This window comes from Pseudoalteromonas sp. APC 3224 (genome assembly GCF_030407535.1).
Classification (GTDB): domain Bacteria; phylum Pseudomonadota; class Gammaproteobacteria; order Enterobacterales; family Alteromonadaceae; genus Pseudoalteromonas.
This window is the reverse complement of the sequence record NZ_JASDDF010000001.1, coordinates 78069-95821: the sequence shown is the minus strand read 5'-3', so window position 1 is coordinate 95821 and position 17753 is coordinate 78069. Positions and strand designations below refer to the sequence as shown.

Sequence of the window (17753 nt, the reverse complement as noted above, 5' to 3'; positions counted from 1 at the left end):
CGGCTGGGCGCTAATTTATACCAATGCAAAAGCATCGGCATCTAAATGTGCCGGAAATTTAGCTCTAAATTCATTGAGCGGCGCTTTATTTAATGTGATTGTTAGTAATGCTGGCTGGTCATCATTTGCTTTAACCAGTGGCTCACCTTTAAAGTCATACACTGCGGTTCCACCACTGTGCTCAATACCATTACCATCTTCGCCAACCCGATTTACGCCAACCACGTAGCATAGGTTTTCCATTGCTCGCGCCATTAATAAAGTGTCCCACACATTACGCCTTGCCGCAGGCCAGTTGGCAATATTAATCATCACGTCGTAGTCATTGTTATTGCGCTGAAACACCGGAAAACGTAAATCGTAGCAAACTTGCGGTAAAATTTTAAACCCATTGAGCTCAAACACTTTACGGGTTTGTCCTGGCACTACAAATTCACCCTCGTTACCCAAACAAAATAAGTGGCGCTTATCGTAATAGCTCACTTCTCCATTTGGTTGTACCCAATAAAACCGGTTGGCCTTTTTGTCTCCTTGGGTTACCAATACTGAGCCTGCAATCACTGCATTATGTTGTTTAGCTTGTGTTTTAAGCCAACTCAGTACTGAGCCATTTTCAGCCTCACCACAATCAAGGTTAACCGCAAATCCAGTGGCAAAGGTTTCGGGCAATACAATTAAATCTGGTTTATTGGTGATGTTGGCAAGTTGTTGTTCAAACATAGCTAAATTGGCTTTTTTATCGAGCCAATGCAATGAGTTTTGTAATAGTGCTAAAGTTAAAGTTGACATAAAATCTGCGCCGCCTCTATTAGGATTTGATCGTTTTAAGCAAAACATAAACGAATAACTTTATCGCCATTAGGCTGCTTGTATTGCATATCCATCGATTACCACAACAGTGGTCTCATTTAGAAACCTTAAGCATTCCTATTTTTGATAACGGCCAAGATATTGACCGTTTAAGCTTATTAGTTAGCGATCACCATTTGCACTCACCGATTAAATTTGGTGTATTAATTCGCGGTCATGGCTTATATGCAGTTGGCAAAAATATTGCTGAAGTGCGTCGCCACCTAGAAGCACTAGAGTTTTTGTTTAGCTGCGAATTAGAGCGATTAAAAATCACCGGCATTCGAGCGAGCAATACACCTCATCACCGATAACTAACAAGCAAGTATTTAATGGTAATGCTCGTACATTTTATCTAGCGGCTCAGAAAGGCCACTTTCTTGTACTATACGTACATGTTTGCGTTTTAATTCGCGAGCACTGGTAACGCCACAAGAATGTGCAATAAGCCCCGCACCGTAATGGATGTATTTATTATAATTTGCAACTCGCTGCGCTTTATCTTCAACATTCAAACCACGTTGTAAACGTTCATTATGCGTAGTAATTCCTGTTGGGCAAGTATCTTTATTACATTGCATAGCCTGAATGCAGCCTAGTGCAAACATATGCCCTCGGGCAGAAACTACAAAGTCGGCTCCTAGTGCTAATGCCCATGCGACTTTGGATGGAACAATTAACTTACCCGAAACAATAATTTTAACTCGCTCTCTAAGACCATGTTTCTTTAATAGCTGTATAACTAAAGGAAGGCTTTCTTTAAGCGGTAACCCTACAGAATCTAATAAAGATTGTGGTGCTGCGCCGGTACCGCCATCCGCACTATCAATAGTAATAAAGTCGGGTGCGGACTCAATGCCGCGATGATTAATCTCGGCGAATAAACTTTCTAACCAAGTATGTTCACCAATAACCGCTTTAAAGCCTGTCGGTTTACCCGTTGCAGTTCTGATGGTGTTAAGCATGTCTAGAATATCGTTTGGATTTTTTATTTCTGGGTGCCCGTTTGGGCTAATAGAATCCTGCCCTTCGGATATACCTCTTATTTTGGCAATTTCAGCATTCACTTTTCGCCCAGGTAACATGCCGCCTTTGCCTGGCTTAGCACCTTGGCTCATTTTCAGTTCAAACATTTTAACCGCTGGATGTGCAGCAACGGCTTTTAGCTTTTCTGTACTTAAATTTCCCTGCTCGTCGCGTACACCGTATTTTGCGGTGCCAATTTGAAATACAATATCGGCACCTCCTTCTAAGTGATATGGGCTAAGGCCGCCTTCTCCCGTGTTCATCCAACATCCTGCTAATTTTGCCCCCTTCGATAGTGCACGTACAGCTGGGCTTGATAGCGCACCAAAGCTCATGCCCGATATATTAAATAGCGAATTTGTGGTGTAAGGAAATTTACAGTAAGGACCAAGAGTTACGTTGCTCGGCGCTAAGGCTTCTTCATCTAAGGTAGGAAACGCACAGTTCATAAACATGACTGTGCCTGTGGCCTCTAAACTTTGAGTTGAACCAAAAGCGGCCGTGTGATCAACATCTTTAGCCACGCGGTAGACCCAACTGCGCTCGGCGCGATTAAAGGGCATTTCTTCACGATCGAGGGCAAAAAAATACTGTCTAAAAAACTCACCTTGGCGCTCAAAGAAATAACGGAAACGTCCAATCACGGGATAATTACGCCTAATAGCATGCTTTGTTTGCGTAACATCTCGAATATAAAAAATAGCAATTAATACAACCAGCAACCCCAATGCAACAATAAATAGGCTGGCAAACACATCGATACTGAACATTATAAACTGACTCATTACTTATCCTTAAATGCTAAAAAAGCGTGATGCCATCAAATAACACCACACTTTTATAGTTTCAAAATAATGCGCTTTTAGCTATCTGTTTTTGCTAATTCCACTTGTATATACAAACGTATTTGTTGCTCAAGCACCGACAAAGGCACTGAGCCATGGCGTAATATTTGATGATGAAACTCACGAATATCAAATTGTTGACCTAATGCTTGCTCAGCCTCTGCGCGCAGACGTTTAATTGTTAACTCACCAATTTTGTAAGACAGCGCTTGTGCTGGCCACGAAATATAACGGTCGGTTTCCGTTTTTACATTATGCAATGAAAGCGCCGTATTATCAGCCATAAAGTTCATTGCACGCTCTCGACTCCAGCCATACATATGCATCCCCGTATCAACCACTAAACGTGCAGCACGCCACATTTCGTAGGTTAAACGACCAAAGTTGCTATATGGGTCTTGATAAAAACCAGCCTCAACCCCTAAGTACTCTGAATATAACCCCCAGCCTTCACCAAATGCTGATAAATAGGCATCTCGGCGATAGCTAGGTAAGCTTTCAAGCTCTGCATTGAGTGATATTTGTAAATGATGGCCCGGTACGGCTTCGTGCAGCGTTAACGCTTCTAAAGCATAGAGTGGTCGTTTATCTAAAGCGTACGTGTTTACCCAATAAAAACCGGCTTGATCATCACGGCTCGAACCTGAATAGCGCCCAGTAGTGTACTTAGGTGCAATATTGGCGGGCACCGGCGCTACGCCATAGGGTTTGCGTGGTAAGGTATGAAATAATTTAGGTAACTGTGCATCCATTTTTTTGGCAATGTACGCGGCCTCTTTTAATAATTGTTCAGGCGTTGTGGCGTAAAACTGCTGATCAGTACGTAAAAAGTGGATAAATTCTGCAAACGTGCCCTTAAAACCCACCTCTTTGATGACCGCTTCCATTTCACTGCGAATACGCGCCACCTCAGCTAAACCCAGCTCATGGATTTCTTTTGGGGTCATTTGTGTCGTGGTGTAATACTTAGCACGATTTGCATAAAAGGCTTCGCCATTAGGAGTTGACGAAATACCAATATCACTGCGCGCGCCAGGTAAGTATTCAGTATTAAAAAAAGTTAAGTAATCTTTATAGGCTTTAATAACTTGGCTGCTAATAATTGCTTTAGCCTGTTGTTGTAACGCTATAAATTCACTATCACTTAAACCCGCGGTATTGTTTAAAAACGGCTTGTAAAATTCAGACTGTGTTACATCGTCAACAATGTAGGCAGTAATAGAGTCTTGGTAGCCAATTAATACCGCTTTGGGTTGAGTTAAACCAACTTCTAATCCTTTACGCATCCAGCCTATGTTTTGCTCAAAAAAGCGCGGCACTTGCTGTAATCGCTTTAGGTAGTTTTGATAATCTTGTGCAGTTTTATAATCCGAGCTATTAACAATAAACGATAGGCTTGAATGAAAGCCATACTCTGACGTTAAAGGCATGTAGTGTGCATTAAATACATATTCATCAACACTATTTTGCACTTGCGCTCGAATAATACTGTAGTTAATTTGATTCTCGTCACTCAGCTTGCTCATATCTATTGAATCTAAATCAGCCAATAACTGCGTGTTTTTTTGATACTGCTGCGCTAAAAAGTCAGCTGATAAGTTAGGAAGTAAATAGCCATCAACACCCTCAGGATTACTGTACGGACTTACATTTTGGCGATGTTTTACGATATTTTCGGCCGTTTGCGTAAATTGCTGATTGGCGTTAATTGTAGTTAGCTGACACGCACTTAATGAACACATTAAGGTGACACTTAATAAGGAAAGACGCATTTTTTTTGAAAGAGATAAATTCATAGTTATTGAGCTTAGTGACGTTACAGATGTGATAAACTTATCGTAGCCTAAATAAATAGCAAATAAATATACGACCAATTGCGAAAATATACGGTAGTAATCATTTTATTAACTTAAGTTAATACTTAACAATTAGAGTAATTGCTCAAAAAAACAACGGTTATTGAAATTATAGCGCCATTTTAGCCAACTACGACTCATTTTACTTTTAAATAACAGATATAATGATTATTGTATCTGTGCTTGGAAGCAAATTGCCTCATTGGACGAGTTTTATAAATCAGCATTTATGCGTATTTGGTTGGTAATTGCAAATGATGTTCCATGATTCCATGGCTATAGCACAAGAAAAAATGACAAAAGTATGTATGTTTTTAGAGCATCATGTTTTGCCTCCTACCCCCTTAAATTTTCAAGTTGTGTATACATACATTAGTAAAATCCATTTTGCGCTTAACAATGCTATTGATGATGCCATAGATGCCCAACAAAATATTGATGAGCTATTTATTGAGCAACTCTATTTTGAATATTTAAATCAGGGTCATAAAACCGAAGTAGCAATGATTGAAAACGTCAATGGCGTGATCAACTCACTATCGCGAAATGCACAGCAAACCGAAAAAAAACTTAACGATTTCGCAGGTCATGTTAATGACTGCTTACATTCTTTAGATGAAAATAATATTGCTAATAGCCGCATCGCCTTAGAAAGACTTAATGAGCAAACGCAGTTACTGTTCTCGCAACAAGCGCAATTTAAACAAGAACTAAGTCAGGCAAAAAAACTACACGAAACAACTAAAAAACAACTCAATACCTTGCGCAAACAACATGTCATTGATCCGCAAACAGGCTTATACAAACGCCATTATTTAACTAAGCAAACACAATTATGGCTAAAACAAGACAAGTCAATTTCAGCAATTGCCATTCAAATTGATAATTTAGAGCATTTTATTAATAACTTTGGTGATGCAATTGGCGAAGTGATTTTAAATAAAGTAGCTAAGCAAGTTCAAAAGTATGTTTCGCAAAGTGGCTTAGCCGGGCGCTCTGCAAAAGACCAATTTATCGTTCTACTTGCTAACATTGAGCCCGAAACAGCTAAACTGATTGCAGAGAAAGTAATAGCAGGGGTCGAAAAGCTACGTTTTATCAGTTCAAAAAGCGATTTAAAACTCCCTCCCATTTCTCTCTCATTAGGGATTACGGAACAACAAGGCGACTTTAACCAACTAGTTAAAAGTGCCTCAAACGCGGCGTTTAAATCACGTGCATCTCAATAGCAAAGCACACTGTTCACACAATAAATTAGCTGATAAATCATATTCAAATTGCACCCTTGGTGCACAATCAAGTACACTAGTCTCTATTACCACGATAGAGATTAATCATGAACGAGAACCCTGAAAAGACCACGCATTTTGGCTATAAAACTGTTGCCGAAACCGAAAAAGCTTCTATGGTTGCTGATGTATTTCATTCTGTTGCGACAAAGTACGATGTTATGAATGATCTCATGTCTTTTGGTATTCACCGTTTATGGAAACGTCAAACAATTGCTAGTTCAGGCATTCGTAAAGGTCATCATGTATTAGACTTAGCCGGTGGTACTGGCGATTTAACCGCAAAGTTTAGCCAACTTGTTGGCGATAGCGGTCAGGTTGTTTTAGGTGATATAAACTCTTCAATGTTAAAGGTAGGCCGTGAAAAGCTGCATAACCTAGGCCTTGTCGGTAACATTGATTACGTACAAATGAATGCCGAAGCCTTACCATTTCCTGATAATAGTTTTGATTTAATTACGATTGCCTTTGGCTTACGTAACGTGACGGATCAAAATAAAGCATTGCGCTCTATGTACCGTATTTTAAAACCAGGGGGCCGTTTACTCATTCTTGAGTTTTCAAAACCAGAGCAAGAGCTTCTCAGCAAGGCGTATGATTTTTACTCTTTCAACATTTTACCTACTATGGGTAAACTAGTTGCTAACGACAGTGAATCATACCAATACTTAGCAGAGTCAATTCGTATGCATCCAGATCAAGAAACCCTTAAAGGGATGATGGTCGAAGCAGGGTTTGAGCAAGCGACTTATCAAAATCTAACTGGTGGCATTGTTGCCCTGCATCGTGGATTTAAATACTAAGGTTAGTAATTTATGGCGCTTGAAGAACACAGTAAAGAACAACCGGCTGCAGGCAGTTTTTTTATGCTACCGAGCTTTGTACTTTCGCTTATTGAAAAAGTATTAAATCAAGCGCTTAAACTTGACCCGAGCTTACTCGATAAACTAAATGTAGTAGAGCATCAGCGTTTATTGGTTGAGGTTAGAGACTGGCAGCAAAAAATAGCCATTACTTATGCCAATCAGCAGCTACATCTTTACACTGCATTCGAACATGCTGACGCAGACTGTATGATCAGTGCCAATATAGATACGTTATTAGCACTGAAAAACCCGGCTATGCTGACTCAACTTATTCGCCAAGATAAGCTTGATTTACAAGGTGATTTAAACATAGCCCAAAGCTATAGTTCAGCCTTTTCAAGTGTAGACATTGATTGGCCAGAGCAATTAGCAAAGCATATTGGCGACGCGCCTGCACAACAACTTTATTTACATTTGCAGTCACTTAAGCAGCAAGGTAAAAAAGCAAAGTCTCAGCTCGACAGTACTTTTATTAGTGTGTGCCAAGATGAGCTGGCAATCACTATTCACCCATTAGAGCTTGAGCAATTTAAACAACAAAATAGAGCACTAAAAGGCCAAGTTGCCGCCATTGAGCAACGTATTAACGCCCTAATTAAAGCCCTTTAACGCGCTAAGGATTTTTTGTGTCAACTGCCCGACTGTATTATATAACTAAAACCCTGCTTAGCTTCGGACTTGATGAGCTTATACCTAAACACAAAGTACCCTGGTTTGCTAAAATCGCACGTGGCAGCTTGTTTTGGTTACGCAATCAACACAAAGATAAACCCCCAGGCTTAAGACTTCGCTTAGCTCTGCAACAACTTGGCCCTGTGTGGATAAAGTTTGGCCAAATGCTCTCAACTCGACGCGATTTACTGCCTCATGATATCGCATTGGAGTTAGCCTTTTTACAAGATCAGGTAGAACCGTTTGAAGGTGAATTGGCACAGAAAATCATCGAAACAGCATTAGAAATAGATAATATTAGCCAGCTATTTAGCGACTTTTCACAAACACCTCTGGCATCGGCTTCAATTGCTCAGGTGCATACAGCTACCCTTGTTGATCCTCAAGGTGAACCGCAAGATGTCGTTATTAAAGTTATACGTCCTAATATTGAACAACAAATAAATGCCGACTTAGCACTAATGGAAAAATTAGCTAAGGTTGTTGGTAAGTTAATTAACGAAGCCAAACGCTTACGCCCTGTAGAAGTGGTTAAAGAGTATAAAAAAACATTACTCGATGAACTTGATTTAATGCGTGAGGGCGCTAATGGTATTCAATTAAAGCGTAACTTTGAAGGTTCAGAATCACTTTATATCCCTGCAGTATACAGTGACTATAGCCGCAGTAATGTTCTGGTTATGGAACGTATTTACGGTATTCCGGTGTCAGATACTGAAGCATTGATGGCACAAAACACCAATATGAAGCTATTAGCAGAGCGCGGAGTAGAAGTATTTTTTACTCAAGTGTTTCGCGACAGTTTTTTTCATGCGGATATGCATCCAGGCAATATTTTTGTCTCCCGCGAACACCCGCACAACCCTAAATATATTGGTATTGATTGCGGTATTGTGGGAACACTCAATAAAGAAGATAAACGCTATTTAGCTGAAAATTTTATTGCCTTTTTTAACCGCGACTACCGTCAGGTAGCACAGCTACATGTTGATTCAGGCTGGGTACCACCTGATACCAGCATTGAAGAGTTTGAATTTGCTATTCGCACCGTGTGCGAGCCTATTTTTAATAAACCACTGGCTGAAATATCATTTGGTCATGTCTTGGTTAACTTATTTAATACCGCACGTCGTTTTAATATGCAGGTTCAACCACAGCTCGTATTGCTACAAAAAACCTTGTTGTATGTTGAGGGCTTAGGTCGCCAGCTATATCCACAACTGGATTTATGGAAAACAGCAAAGCCATTTTTAGAAGACTGGGTTAAACAACAAGTTGGTCCGCTGTCTGTGCTAAAGCAAATGTATGCAAACTTACCGTTTTGGGCAGAAAAAATGCCTGAACTACCCGATTTAATTTATCAAAATTTAAAGCGAGCACCACACTCTCACGTACCTGCAGTTAAAGTTTCACATAAACCATTGGTTTTAGGGTTGTTTAGTAGTGCAGCGATGATTGTCTCAGCTTTATTTTATTTACAACACAACTTAATCGCTGCTGGCGTTGTCTTAAGTTGTGCTGTTATTGGCTTTATAGCGGCTTGGCGCCGCGCATAAACTAAGTGCTATTTGCCACTTTGGGCGTATAATCAGCACTTAACCTTATTATTTTATGGCTTAAAAGCAGGAGAAAACCATGGGTTTTGGTGGTATTAGTATTTGGCAATTATTAATTGTACTTGCAATCATTGTACTTTTATTCGGTACGAAGAAACTACGCGGTATGGGTGGTGATTTAGGTGGCGCAGTAAAAGGCTTTAAAAAAGCCATGTCTGATGACCAAAATACTGAGAAACAAGCCAGCGAAGATAAAGCGGAACAGATACAAAATTCAGCAGAGTCAAAACCTGCCGATATAAATACAACTGACAAAACCAAAGACAGCAACAAGGTTTAACCAGCATGGGAATGTGGGAGCTTGTTGTGGTATTTATTGTCGGCTTGGTGGTACTTGGACCAGAGCGCTTACCTGTTGCTATTAGAACCGTAAGCCGCTGGGTAAAAACAGCCAAAGCAATGGCTAACTCAGTAAAAGCGGAAGTAAGTGAAGAGCTGCGTGTAAACGAGTTACATGAAAACCTAAAAAAAGCAGAGCAACAAGGTCTTAAAGATTTAAGCCCTGACCTACAAAACTCTGTTTCTGAGCTGCAACAAGCAGCGCAATCAGTTACTCACAGCTATAAAAAAGATCAAAGCCAAGCCACTAATAACCAATCAACAGATGACTCTAAGTAATTATGGCACTCTCTTTTTTCATGCGCTTAATGCAGGGTATAGAAAACAATGACTGAAGAAGTAAAGTCAGGATTTGTCGCTCATTTAATCGAATTACGTGACCGGCTGATAAAATCACTATTAAGTATTTTAGTGATATTTATTAGTTTGGTTTACTTTGCAAACGATATTTATACGTTTGTGGCGGCTCCTTTAGTCGCTCATTTACCTAGTACTGCCACTATGATAGCAACGGATGTCACCGCGCCATTTTTTGCCCCCTTTAAACTTACGTTGTTTGTTGCTTTATTTGCTGCGATCCCTTGGATTTTACATCAAATTTGGGGATTTATAGCCCCCGGTTTATATCAGCACGAAAAGAAAATGCTCATGCCCATATTAGCTTCCAGTATTTTCTTATTCTATGGTGGCATAGCTTTTTGCTACTTTGTAGTACTGCCAATTATTTTAGGTTTTTTCACCAGTGCAGGTCCTCAAATGATGACCCTAGCACCGGATATCAGTAGCTATTTAGGCTTTGTACTTAAGCTATTTTTTGCTTTTGGTATTGCATTTGAAATCCCAGTTGCGATTATGTTGCTTTGTTGGAGTGGTGCAACAACCACACAAAGTCTAAAAGAGAAACGCCCTTATATAGTGGTCGGTGTATTTGTTGTGGCGATGTTTTTAACGCCACCCGATGTGCTATCACAAACCCTATTAGCATTGCCTATGCTGCTTTTATTTGAGCTTGGCTTAATTTTAGCTAAATTTTATACCGCAAAACCACAACAAGAATCTGAGGAATAATATGAATAAGCATTTACTTTCTTTACTCGCTTTAGCAAGTGTACCGGTTTTAGCCGCAACTCCTATTAATGAGCAAGCGTTACAAGCCTGTAGTTTTATTGAAAACGATTTTAATCGTTTACTATGTTACGACAACACTATCGCGGGAAAATCACTCACTCAATCAGCGCGTAAACAACCACAACAATCTGTTAAAGCTAATGTAAAAGCTGACACGGCTGTCGCAACAGCACCTGTGGCTGAAAAGGCAAAAGAGTTTGGTTTAGAGCATAAAAAAATCATCGAGAATAGTGAAGAAACAATTTCATCAACAATAGCTAATGTTAAAAAAGCCCCTTATGGTGAGCTAATTATTACTTTAGAGAATAATCAGCAATGGCGTCAAATTGGTTCAGATAGCTTAAGGTTAGCCGAAGGCGATACCGTTATTATTAGCCGTGGGGTATTCAACTCTTTTTTACTTAAGAAAGCAGATCAAAACCGTTCAATTCGTGTAAAACGTACTCAGTAATGCAATATACGTTAATTGATGCTGGCGTAAATTTAACTAATCATCAATTTGATGGTCAGCATCAAGAGGTGCTCACGCGGGCAAAAGAGGTCGGCGTTAAGCATATGCTAATTATTGGCTGCGATATCAGCTCCAGCGAAGAATCATTAGCACTTGCTGCACGCTATGGTCAATATGCTAGCGCTGGTATTCACCCTCATGATGCAAAAACAGCAACCTCTGAACTTGAACAACAGCTCACTAAACTCGCACAAAATGAGCAAGTTATTGCAATTGGTGAATGCGGACTAGATTACAATCGTGACTTTTCTCCAAGAGATGTGCAGCGTGATGTGTTTCGTCGTCAGCTCGCATTAGCTGAAAAGCTAAATCTGCCAGTTTACTTACATGAACGTGATGCCAGTGACGACATGCTTGCTATTTTAAATGAGTTTACTGTTCGCGGTGTACTGCACTGTTTTACTGGTGATGCACAAGCACTTGCAGGTTACTTAAACCTGGGTCTTTATATTGGTATTACCGGCTGGGTATGTGACGAACGACGCGGCAAAGAATTACAACAACTGATCCCTAGCATTCCCATTGAGCGTTTATTAATTGAAACCGATGCACCCTTTTTAATCCCTCGCACTGTTAAACCTAAGCCAAAGTCAAGACGTAATGAGCCAGCATTGCTGCATTATGTTTGTGACACGCTTGCTCAGCTTTATGGTGTTTCTGCTTGTGAAGTGGCAAAACATACGAGTGACAACTTTAACCGCTTATTTGGATTAGAGAAAAAATAATGCGAACCTTTTGCGCTTTGCTGGTATTCATTATGGTGTTTTATGCATCCTGTTTTCCTGCAAGTGCAATCGAGATAAATAGCGAATTTAATTCAAAAAAAATAGAAGATATTCATTATTCGTTTGCTCCTACCTCATTAGAAGATGCACGACAAAGTAATTTACAAGAATGGCTGCTACTTAATAATAAGCCACTTAATTTAGGCCTTGAGTCTCGGCCTGTGTGGATTCAATTTAAAATTAAAAATCAGTTATCGCAGCCGATAATGCCCTTACTGTCACTAGACAACCCTCTTTTGAATGATGTTTACCTTGCTCACTTTATGGGTGATAAACTACTCACATCAACTCATATAGGTGATACGCTTGCGCTTTCGCAAAGAGTAATCAAGAGTGAGTCTTTACTAGTCAAGTTAACTCTTCCCGCTAACAGTGAAACTACTGTGTACCTTAAAGTTAATAATGATTCAGGTATTGGGCTGCGCGTACCATTAACACTGTGGCAGCAAGACTCGTTACTAGCTTATAAAAGTATGGTGAATTTACTTTATGGATTACTAATTGGCTTTATTTTTTCTTTAGCGGTGAGTAGTCTGGTTTTATTTGCTTTTTCACGTAAACATTATTTTGCTTATGCTGGTTTAATTACGTTGATGCTCGGCTTCTTTTTAGCTTACTTAGGCGGATTTGGATTTCGTTATGCACCCTCAAACATAGCAGACCTACAACAGTTAATGCTGCCTATTTTGCTGATGCTGATCACGATATCGTTTCTTCCTTTACAGCGCCATGTTTGCACCGCTATTGAGTCTAATTTAGTAAAAGGGCAAACAATAATTACCGCACTATACGCATTAATTATTTTACTTATTTGGTTGCTTCCTACTCCCAGCGTAGCTTTATTTGCTATTTTAAGCATCCCTGTAATTTTAATTTATCATGTTGTCACAACGTTATTTTATTTACGTAAAAATCCCACTAGCCCCAATAAATCGCTCTTAATGGCACTTGGGTTCTTTTTAATTGTGGTTATTCATTTTTCCATTGCGTTAACAGGCTTCTACACTGTTACAAGAGCGAGCTTAATGCTCACCTTTGCAGCGTCTTTAGGTTGCTCATTTTGTCTAAGCTATACCGTCATAAAATTGTTTATATTGCAACGCGATGAGCAAGTAACAGCACAGCAAGCATTGATTGCACAAAGCGCCGCACAAGATGCGCTATTAAATGAGCGGATCGAATTACAAGAGCGCACCCGCCAAGAGCTTGAAAGCCAAGTAGATGAACGCACCTTTGAATTACAAGTCACACTTAGAGAGCTTGAAGATAAAAACCATGAACTTGAACAACTCAATATGGAAGATGCGCTAACTGGCATTAAAAATAGACGTTTTTTTGATAAAAAGTTACTTATGGAAATTCGTCGTTCGCGCCGTGAACAAACACCATTGAGTATTATTATGCTAGATATCGACAAATTTAAATCAATTAACGATAACTATGGCCACTTAACCGGCGATCAAGTTATCAGGGCGGTATCTGATACCATTAAACAACAGCTTAAGCGCCCACTTGACGAAGTAGCGCGTTATGGTGGTGAAGAATTTGTCATTTTACTACCTAGTACTGATAACCCAGGTGCACTGATCATTGCAGAGCAAACACGCCTAGCAATAGCAAATAATACTGTAAATGTAGCAGGTACAATTATCGACTTTACCATTAGTGCCGGTGTTTATACCCAAATTGCCGATGACATTCATAACCCTGAACTATTTACTGATTATGCCGATAAGGCACTCTATTTAGCAAAACAACATGGCCGCAATCAAGTGGTTAATTTTTCAATCCCACAGTAGGAGCGTATACTTATGGCCCAATCTGGACTAGACCTTTTCCCATATACTCGCATGCGTAGAATGCGCCGTAACGATTTCTCTCGTCGCCTTATGGCTGAAAATCAGCTGAGTATTAATGATCTTATTTATCCTGTGTTTGTGCTTGAAGGTAAAAACCGCCGTGAAAGCATTGAATCAATGCCCGGTATTGAACGTTTATCAATTGATTTACTGCTAGAAGAAGCTAAAGAACTGGTAGATTTAGGCGTCCCTGCGCTCGCTATTTTTCCTGTTACTCCTGCAGATAAAAAGTCTCTACTCGCTGAAGAAGCTTATAACGATGATGGCTTAGCTCAAAGAACAGTACGCGCATTAAAAGAAACCTTCCCAGAGCTTGGCGTGATCACCGATGTTGCACTTGACCCATTTACAGTGCATGGTCAAGACGGCATTATTGATGATGCAGGCTATGTGATTAACGACGTCACTACCGAAATTTTAGTTAAGCAGGCGCTATCACATGCAGCTGCAGGTGCCGATGTTGTTGCCCCATCAGACATGATGGATGGTCGTATTGGTGCAATTCGTGAAGCTCTTGAAGCCGATGGCTTTATTCATACCCGCATTATGGCCTATTCTGCAAAGTATGCGTCAAGCTACTATGGTCCATTTAGAGATGCTGTCGGTTCTGCGGGTAACTTAAAAGGCGCTGATAAAAAAACATACCAAATGGATCCTGCTAACTCTGATGAAGCAATTCGCGAAGTGGCACTTGATCTTCAAGAAGGCGCTGACATGGTAATGGTTAAACCTGGTATGCCATACCTTGATATTGTTCGCCGTGTTAAAGATGAGTTTGGTGTTCCAACATTCGCTTATCAAGTAAGTGGCGAATATGCGATGCATAAAGCCGCTATTGATAACGGCTGGCTAAGCGAAGAAGCAACCATAATGGAGTCTTTATTAGCATTTAAACGCGCTGGCGCAGACGGCATTCTGACTTACTTTGCTAAGCAAGCTGCTCGCTATTTAAATAAATAATAACGACATATTGATATAAAAGGGCTTTATTGCCCTTTTTTATGTTTAAGGGCAGCACATATTTGGCATTTTTACAGCGTTCCCTATTTATGGGAAGTAATCACACTACATAGGTTCTGCCTTACCTAAAACCAAACACCCAATGTACATTCAACCTCAAAAATAACAAAAACCAAGATTGTTAACATTCTGTATTCTATTTGTAATCATTTTTCATTACACTAAGCGTCCCATTTGGGGAAACAAAAACACGGGAAAAATAATAATGTTAAAAACAAAAATAACGCCTTTGGCGCTTGTATTAGCAAGCCTAAGTGCACCCGCTACCGCTAACCTCGTTATATCTGAGTACGTAGAAGGCAGTAGCTATAATAAAGCAATAGAACTATTTAACAATTCGACAACCCCACTGTCATTAGATGGCCATACCCTTAGCCTCTATTCAAATGGCAGTACAGATGCAAATAATACATTCGATTTAACTGGCGAACTTGCTGCAAATAGCACCTACGTGATTGTTAATGGTAATGCATCAGCAGAACTAAAAGAAAAAGCTGACCAACTCAGCGCCGTGACTAACTTTAATGGCGACGATGCACTGGTACTTACACAAGGCTCTGTGGTTATTGATAGCTTTGGCCAGCGCGGTGTAGACCCTGGTTCATTTTGGTCAGAAGGGGGCGTGAAAACACAAAATAAAACATTACGCCGCAAAGAAACTGAATTAAATGGGCGCACTGACGCCGATGATAGTTTCAACCCAAGCGAGCAATGGCTGCAATTTGAGCAAGATGACTTTAGTGATTTAGGCATATTTGCAGGAAATTCTTCACCTAACCCAGATCCAGATCCAGAACCTGAAGAGCCTTTATTATGTGGCGCTGAAAAAACATTAATTAGCAGCATTCAAGGCGAAGGCACAAGCAGCCCACTAGTTAACACTGTGGTTGAGTTTGAAGGTGTAGTAACAGCTGATTTCCAAGCAGATGATCAGCTCAAAGGCTTTTTTGTAAATTCACTTAATAGTGATGAAGATGCAAACCCACTTACCTCTGAAGGGGTATTTGTTTACTTTGCCACTACGGATGTTAATGTGGGTGATCACGTTCGCGTACAAGGTACTGTTGAAGAGTATTTTGATGCCACCCAAATTGGCAATGTTAGTCAAGTTGCTATTTGTGATACCGGCCTTTCAGCTTACCCAACTAAAGTCACTCTGCCCGTCACCGAACCAAGTGAATTAGAAGCGTTTGAAGGTATGCTGGTTACCTTAGAGCAGCCGCTTATTGTTACTAACAATTATGGTTTAGGTCGCTATGGAGAGCTAGAACTTGCCACTGAACGCTTATACCAAGGTACTCAAGTTGCACTTCCTGGCGCGGCTGCGAATGCGGTTGAAGCACAAAATCTAAATAAAAAAATACTCTTAGATGATGGCTCAACTCGTCAAAACCGCGATCCTATCGCTTATCCTGTCCCTGGGTTATCAGCAGAGAATACTTTACGCACAGGCGATACAGTAAATTCTGTAACAGGTGCGCTAGCTTACAGCTTTAGTACTTACCGTATTCACCCAACAACAACACCTCAGTTTATAGCAACCAATCCACGCACCGATGCACCAGAGTTAAACCCTGACGCTGATTTGCGTGTTGCCAGCTTTAACGTACTTAACTACTTTAATGGCGATGGCCAAGGTGGCGGTTTCCCAACTAGCCGTGGTGCTGATTCAGAAGCCGAGTTAATTCGTCAACAAGCCAAGCTAGTCAGCGCTATCAGTGCTATGCAAGCAGATGTGATTGGCTTAATGGAAATTGAAAATGACGGTTTTGGCGAATTTAGTGCTGTTGCTAGTTTAGTAAATGCACTTAATGACGCTGATAGTCAAAATCAATATGCATTTGTAGACTTTGGTGTTGATAAAATAGGCACCGACGCTATCACTACTGCACTTATTTACCGTGCGGATAAAGTGCAGCAAGTGGGTACTGCAGCAATTACTACCGATGCGCCTTTCGATTACAGTAACCGTGCACCTATTGCACAAAGCTTTAAATCTTTAGAGACAGAAGAAGTCTTTACTGTTGCGGTTGCTCATCTTAAATCTAAAGGTGGTTGTAGAAGCGCAACTGGTGGCAATGCTGATCAAGGTGACGGTCAAGCATGTTGGAATGAAATCAGAACTGCTGGCGCAAATGCATTTGCTGATTGGTTAAATAGTAAACCAACAGGGGTTGATGATGAAGATATCATTCTTGTTGGCGACATGAACGCGTATGCAATGGAAGATCCTATCCGTGCATTTGCTGATAAAGGCCTTAAAAATGTGGTTGCTGAGCTAGATAGCAACACTTTAGGTTATTCTTACAGCTTTTCTGGTCGTGCAGGAAGTTTAGATCACGCCCTAGCAAGCCCGAGCTTATTAAGTAAAGTAGTGAGCGCCAGTGATTGGCATATTAACGCCGATGAACCTATTTCACTTGATTATAATGTTGAATTTAAATCTGACGCACAGCAATCAAGCTTGTATGCTCAAGGACCTTACAGAGCATCAGATCATGACCCTGTTATTGTCGATATTCGTTCAACGATTATCGCGCCACCTGAGCCAGAACCTGAAGTAATTATTGGCGAAATTAATAATATTGGTGGCTGGTTTTGGTGGAAAAGCTACAGCTTTGAAATCCCGCAAGGTTACGACGAGTTAACCGTTAGCCTTGAAGGTGGCTGGGGTGATGCAAACTTATTTGTACGCCACAAAAGAAACCCAACGCTTTTCAGAAAAGATTGTGCTTCAATTAGCCTAGGTAATAGTGAAAGCTGCTCTTTTACCAATCCACAAGAAGGTAAGTGGCGAGTGCGTGTAAACGGCGCCATTCCTTTTGGTAATGTTAAGCTCACTTATAAAGCAACCAAGTACGTAGATTAATATCACATTGCTATTAACATAAAAAAGCCGCACTAGCGGCTTTTTTTATAAACAGCAAAAACACTTATACTCATTCACTTAATTAAGTGAGTTATATTAAGAACAGGAAAATTGTGTCGATAACAAAGCAAAGATTTCGTTTTTAATTATTTTTGTTGAGAAAACTTTAACGCAGCTAGCCTCTGGTTTATCCCCTCAAAATGATTAAGTCTTATTGCGGGTT

15 protein-coding genes and 1 pseudogene are annotated in these 17753 nt (G+C 40.3%); 13 read left to right on the top strand and 3 right to left on the bottom strand.

What is annotated here, in order from left to right; all coding sequences use genetic code 11:
- Positions 1-15: 15 nt before the first annotated feature.
- On the bottom strand, positions 16-789 hold the full coding sequence (locus QL989_RS00370; RefSeq protein WP_290167342.1) for an amidohydrolase: 774 nt from the start codon (positions 787-789) through the stop codon (positions 16-18).
- A gap of 113 nt (positions 790-902) precedes the next feature.
- Here QL989_RS00370 and QL989_RS00365 point away from each other — a divergent pair.
- A pseudogene (locus QL989_RS00365) lies at positions 903-1163 on the top strand (class II aldolase/adducin family protein); the annotation flags it as partial.
- Between the two features lie 15 nt (positions 1164-1178).
- Here the strand turns inward: QL989_RS00365 and QL989_RS00360 are convergent.
- Together QL989_RS00360 and QL989_RS00355 are read right to left on the bottom strand one after the other, a co-directional pair.
- Positions 1179-2660 carry an FMN-binding glutamate synthase family protein gene (locus tag QL989_RS00360; RefSeq protein WP_290167340.1) on the bottom strand — a complete coding sequence of 494 codons (1482 nt, stop codon included), beginning with the start codon at positions 2658-2660 and terminating at the stop codon, positions 1179-1181.
- A gap of 77 nt (positions 2661-2737) precedes the next feature.
- Entirely contained in the window at positions 2738-4516 is a 1779-nt protein-coding gene (locus QL989_RS00355) for a DUF885 domain-containing protein (protein WP_290167338.1), read from the bottom strand.
- Positions 4517-4848: 332 nt separating this feature from the next.
- Here QL989_RS00355 and QL989_RS00350 point away from each other — a divergent pair, with 332 nt between their 5' ends.
- The 12 genes from QL989_RS00350 (at position 4849) to QL989_RS00295 (ending at position 17530) form a co-directional block, all read left to right on the top strand.
- On the top strand, positions 4849-5805 hold the full coding sequence (locus tag QL989_RS00350) for a diguanylate cyclase (RefSeq protein WP_198522173.1): 957 nt from the start codon (positions 4849-4851) through the stop codon (positions 5803-5805).
- A 107-nt stretch (positions 5806-5912) separates the two neighbouring features.
- A complete protein-coding gene (gene ubiE, locus QL989_RS00345; protein WP_290167336.1) occupies positions 5913-6668 on the top strand; it encodes a bifunctional demethylmenaquinone methyltransferase/2-methoxy-6-polyprenyl-1,4-benzoquinol methylase UbiE in 756 nt (251 codons plus the stop codon).
- Between the two features lie 12 nt (positions 6669-6680).
- A complete protein-coding gene (locus QL989_RS00340) occupies positions 6681-7340 on the top strand; it encodes an SCP2 sterol-binding domain-containing protein (protein WP_290167334.1) in 660 nt (219 codons plus the stop codon).
- Positions 7341-7357: 17 nt separating this feature from the next.
- Positions 7358-8959 (top strand): ubiquinone biosynthesis regulatory protein kinase UbiB, encoded by a 1602-nt coding sequence (gene ubiB / locus QL989_RS00335; RefSeq protein ID WP_198522171.1) that lies wholly within the window; start codon positions 7358-7360, stop codon positions 8957-8959.
- 79 nt (positions 8960-9038) lie between these two features.
- Positions 9039-9299 (top strand): Sec-independent protein translocase subunit TatA, encoded by a 261-nt coding sequence (gene tatA, locus QL989_RS00330; RefSeq protein ID WP_198522170.1) that lies wholly within the window; start codon positions 9039-9041, stop codon positions 9297-9299.
- Positions 9300-9304: 5 nt separating this feature from the next.
- The gene (gene tatB, locus QL989_RS00325) at positions 9305-9637 is read left to right on the top strand and encodes a Sec-independent protein translocase protein TatB (RefSeq protein ID WP_178956769.1); all 333 of its coding nucleotides are present in this window, start codon (positions 9305-9307) and stop codon (positions 9635-9637) included.
- A gap of 48 nt (positions 9638-9685) precedes the next feature.
- Positions 9686-10426, top strand: coding sequence for a twin-arginine translocase subunit TatC (tatC, locus tag QL989_RS00320; protein ID WP_290167329.1), 741 nt, complete (start codon positions 9686-9688; stop codon positions 10424-10426).
- A gap of 1 nt (position 10427) precedes the next feature.
- The gene (locus QL989_RS00315; protein WP_290167328.1) at positions 10428-10937 is read left to right on the top strand and encodes a hypothetical protein; all 510 of its coding nucleotides are present in this window, start codon (positions 10428-10430) and stop codon (positions 10935-10937) included.
- The gene (locus QL989_RS00310; RefSeq protein WP_290167327.1) at positions 10937-11722 is read left to right on the top strand and encodes a TatD family hydrolase; all 786 of its coding nucleotides are present in this window, start codon (positions 10937-10939) and stop codon (positions 11720-11722) included. The genes QL989_RS00315 and QL989_RS00310 overlap by 1 nt, the downstream gene beginning before the upstream one ends.
- Positions 11722-13581, top strand: coding sequence for a diguanylate cyclase (locus tag QL989_RS00305; protein ID WP_290167325.1), 1860 nt, complete (start codon positions 11722-11724; stop codon positions 13579-13581). Before QL989_RS00310 ends, QL989_RS00305 begins: the two co-directional genes overlap by 1 nt.
- Positions 13582-13593: 12 nt before the next feature.
- Entirely contained in the window at positions 13594-14601 is a 1008-nt protein-coding gene (gene hemB, locus QL989_RS00300) for a porphobilinogen synthase (RefSeq protein ID WP_290167323.1), read from the top strand.
- A 265-nt stretch (positions 14602-14866) separates the two neighbouring features.
- A complete protein-coding gene (locus QL989_RS00295; RefSeq protein ID WP_178956772.1) occupies positions 14867-17530 on the top strand; it encodes an ExeM/NucH family extracellular endonuclease in 2664 nt (887 codons plus the stop codon).
- Positions 17531-17753 lie beyond the last annotated feature (223 nt).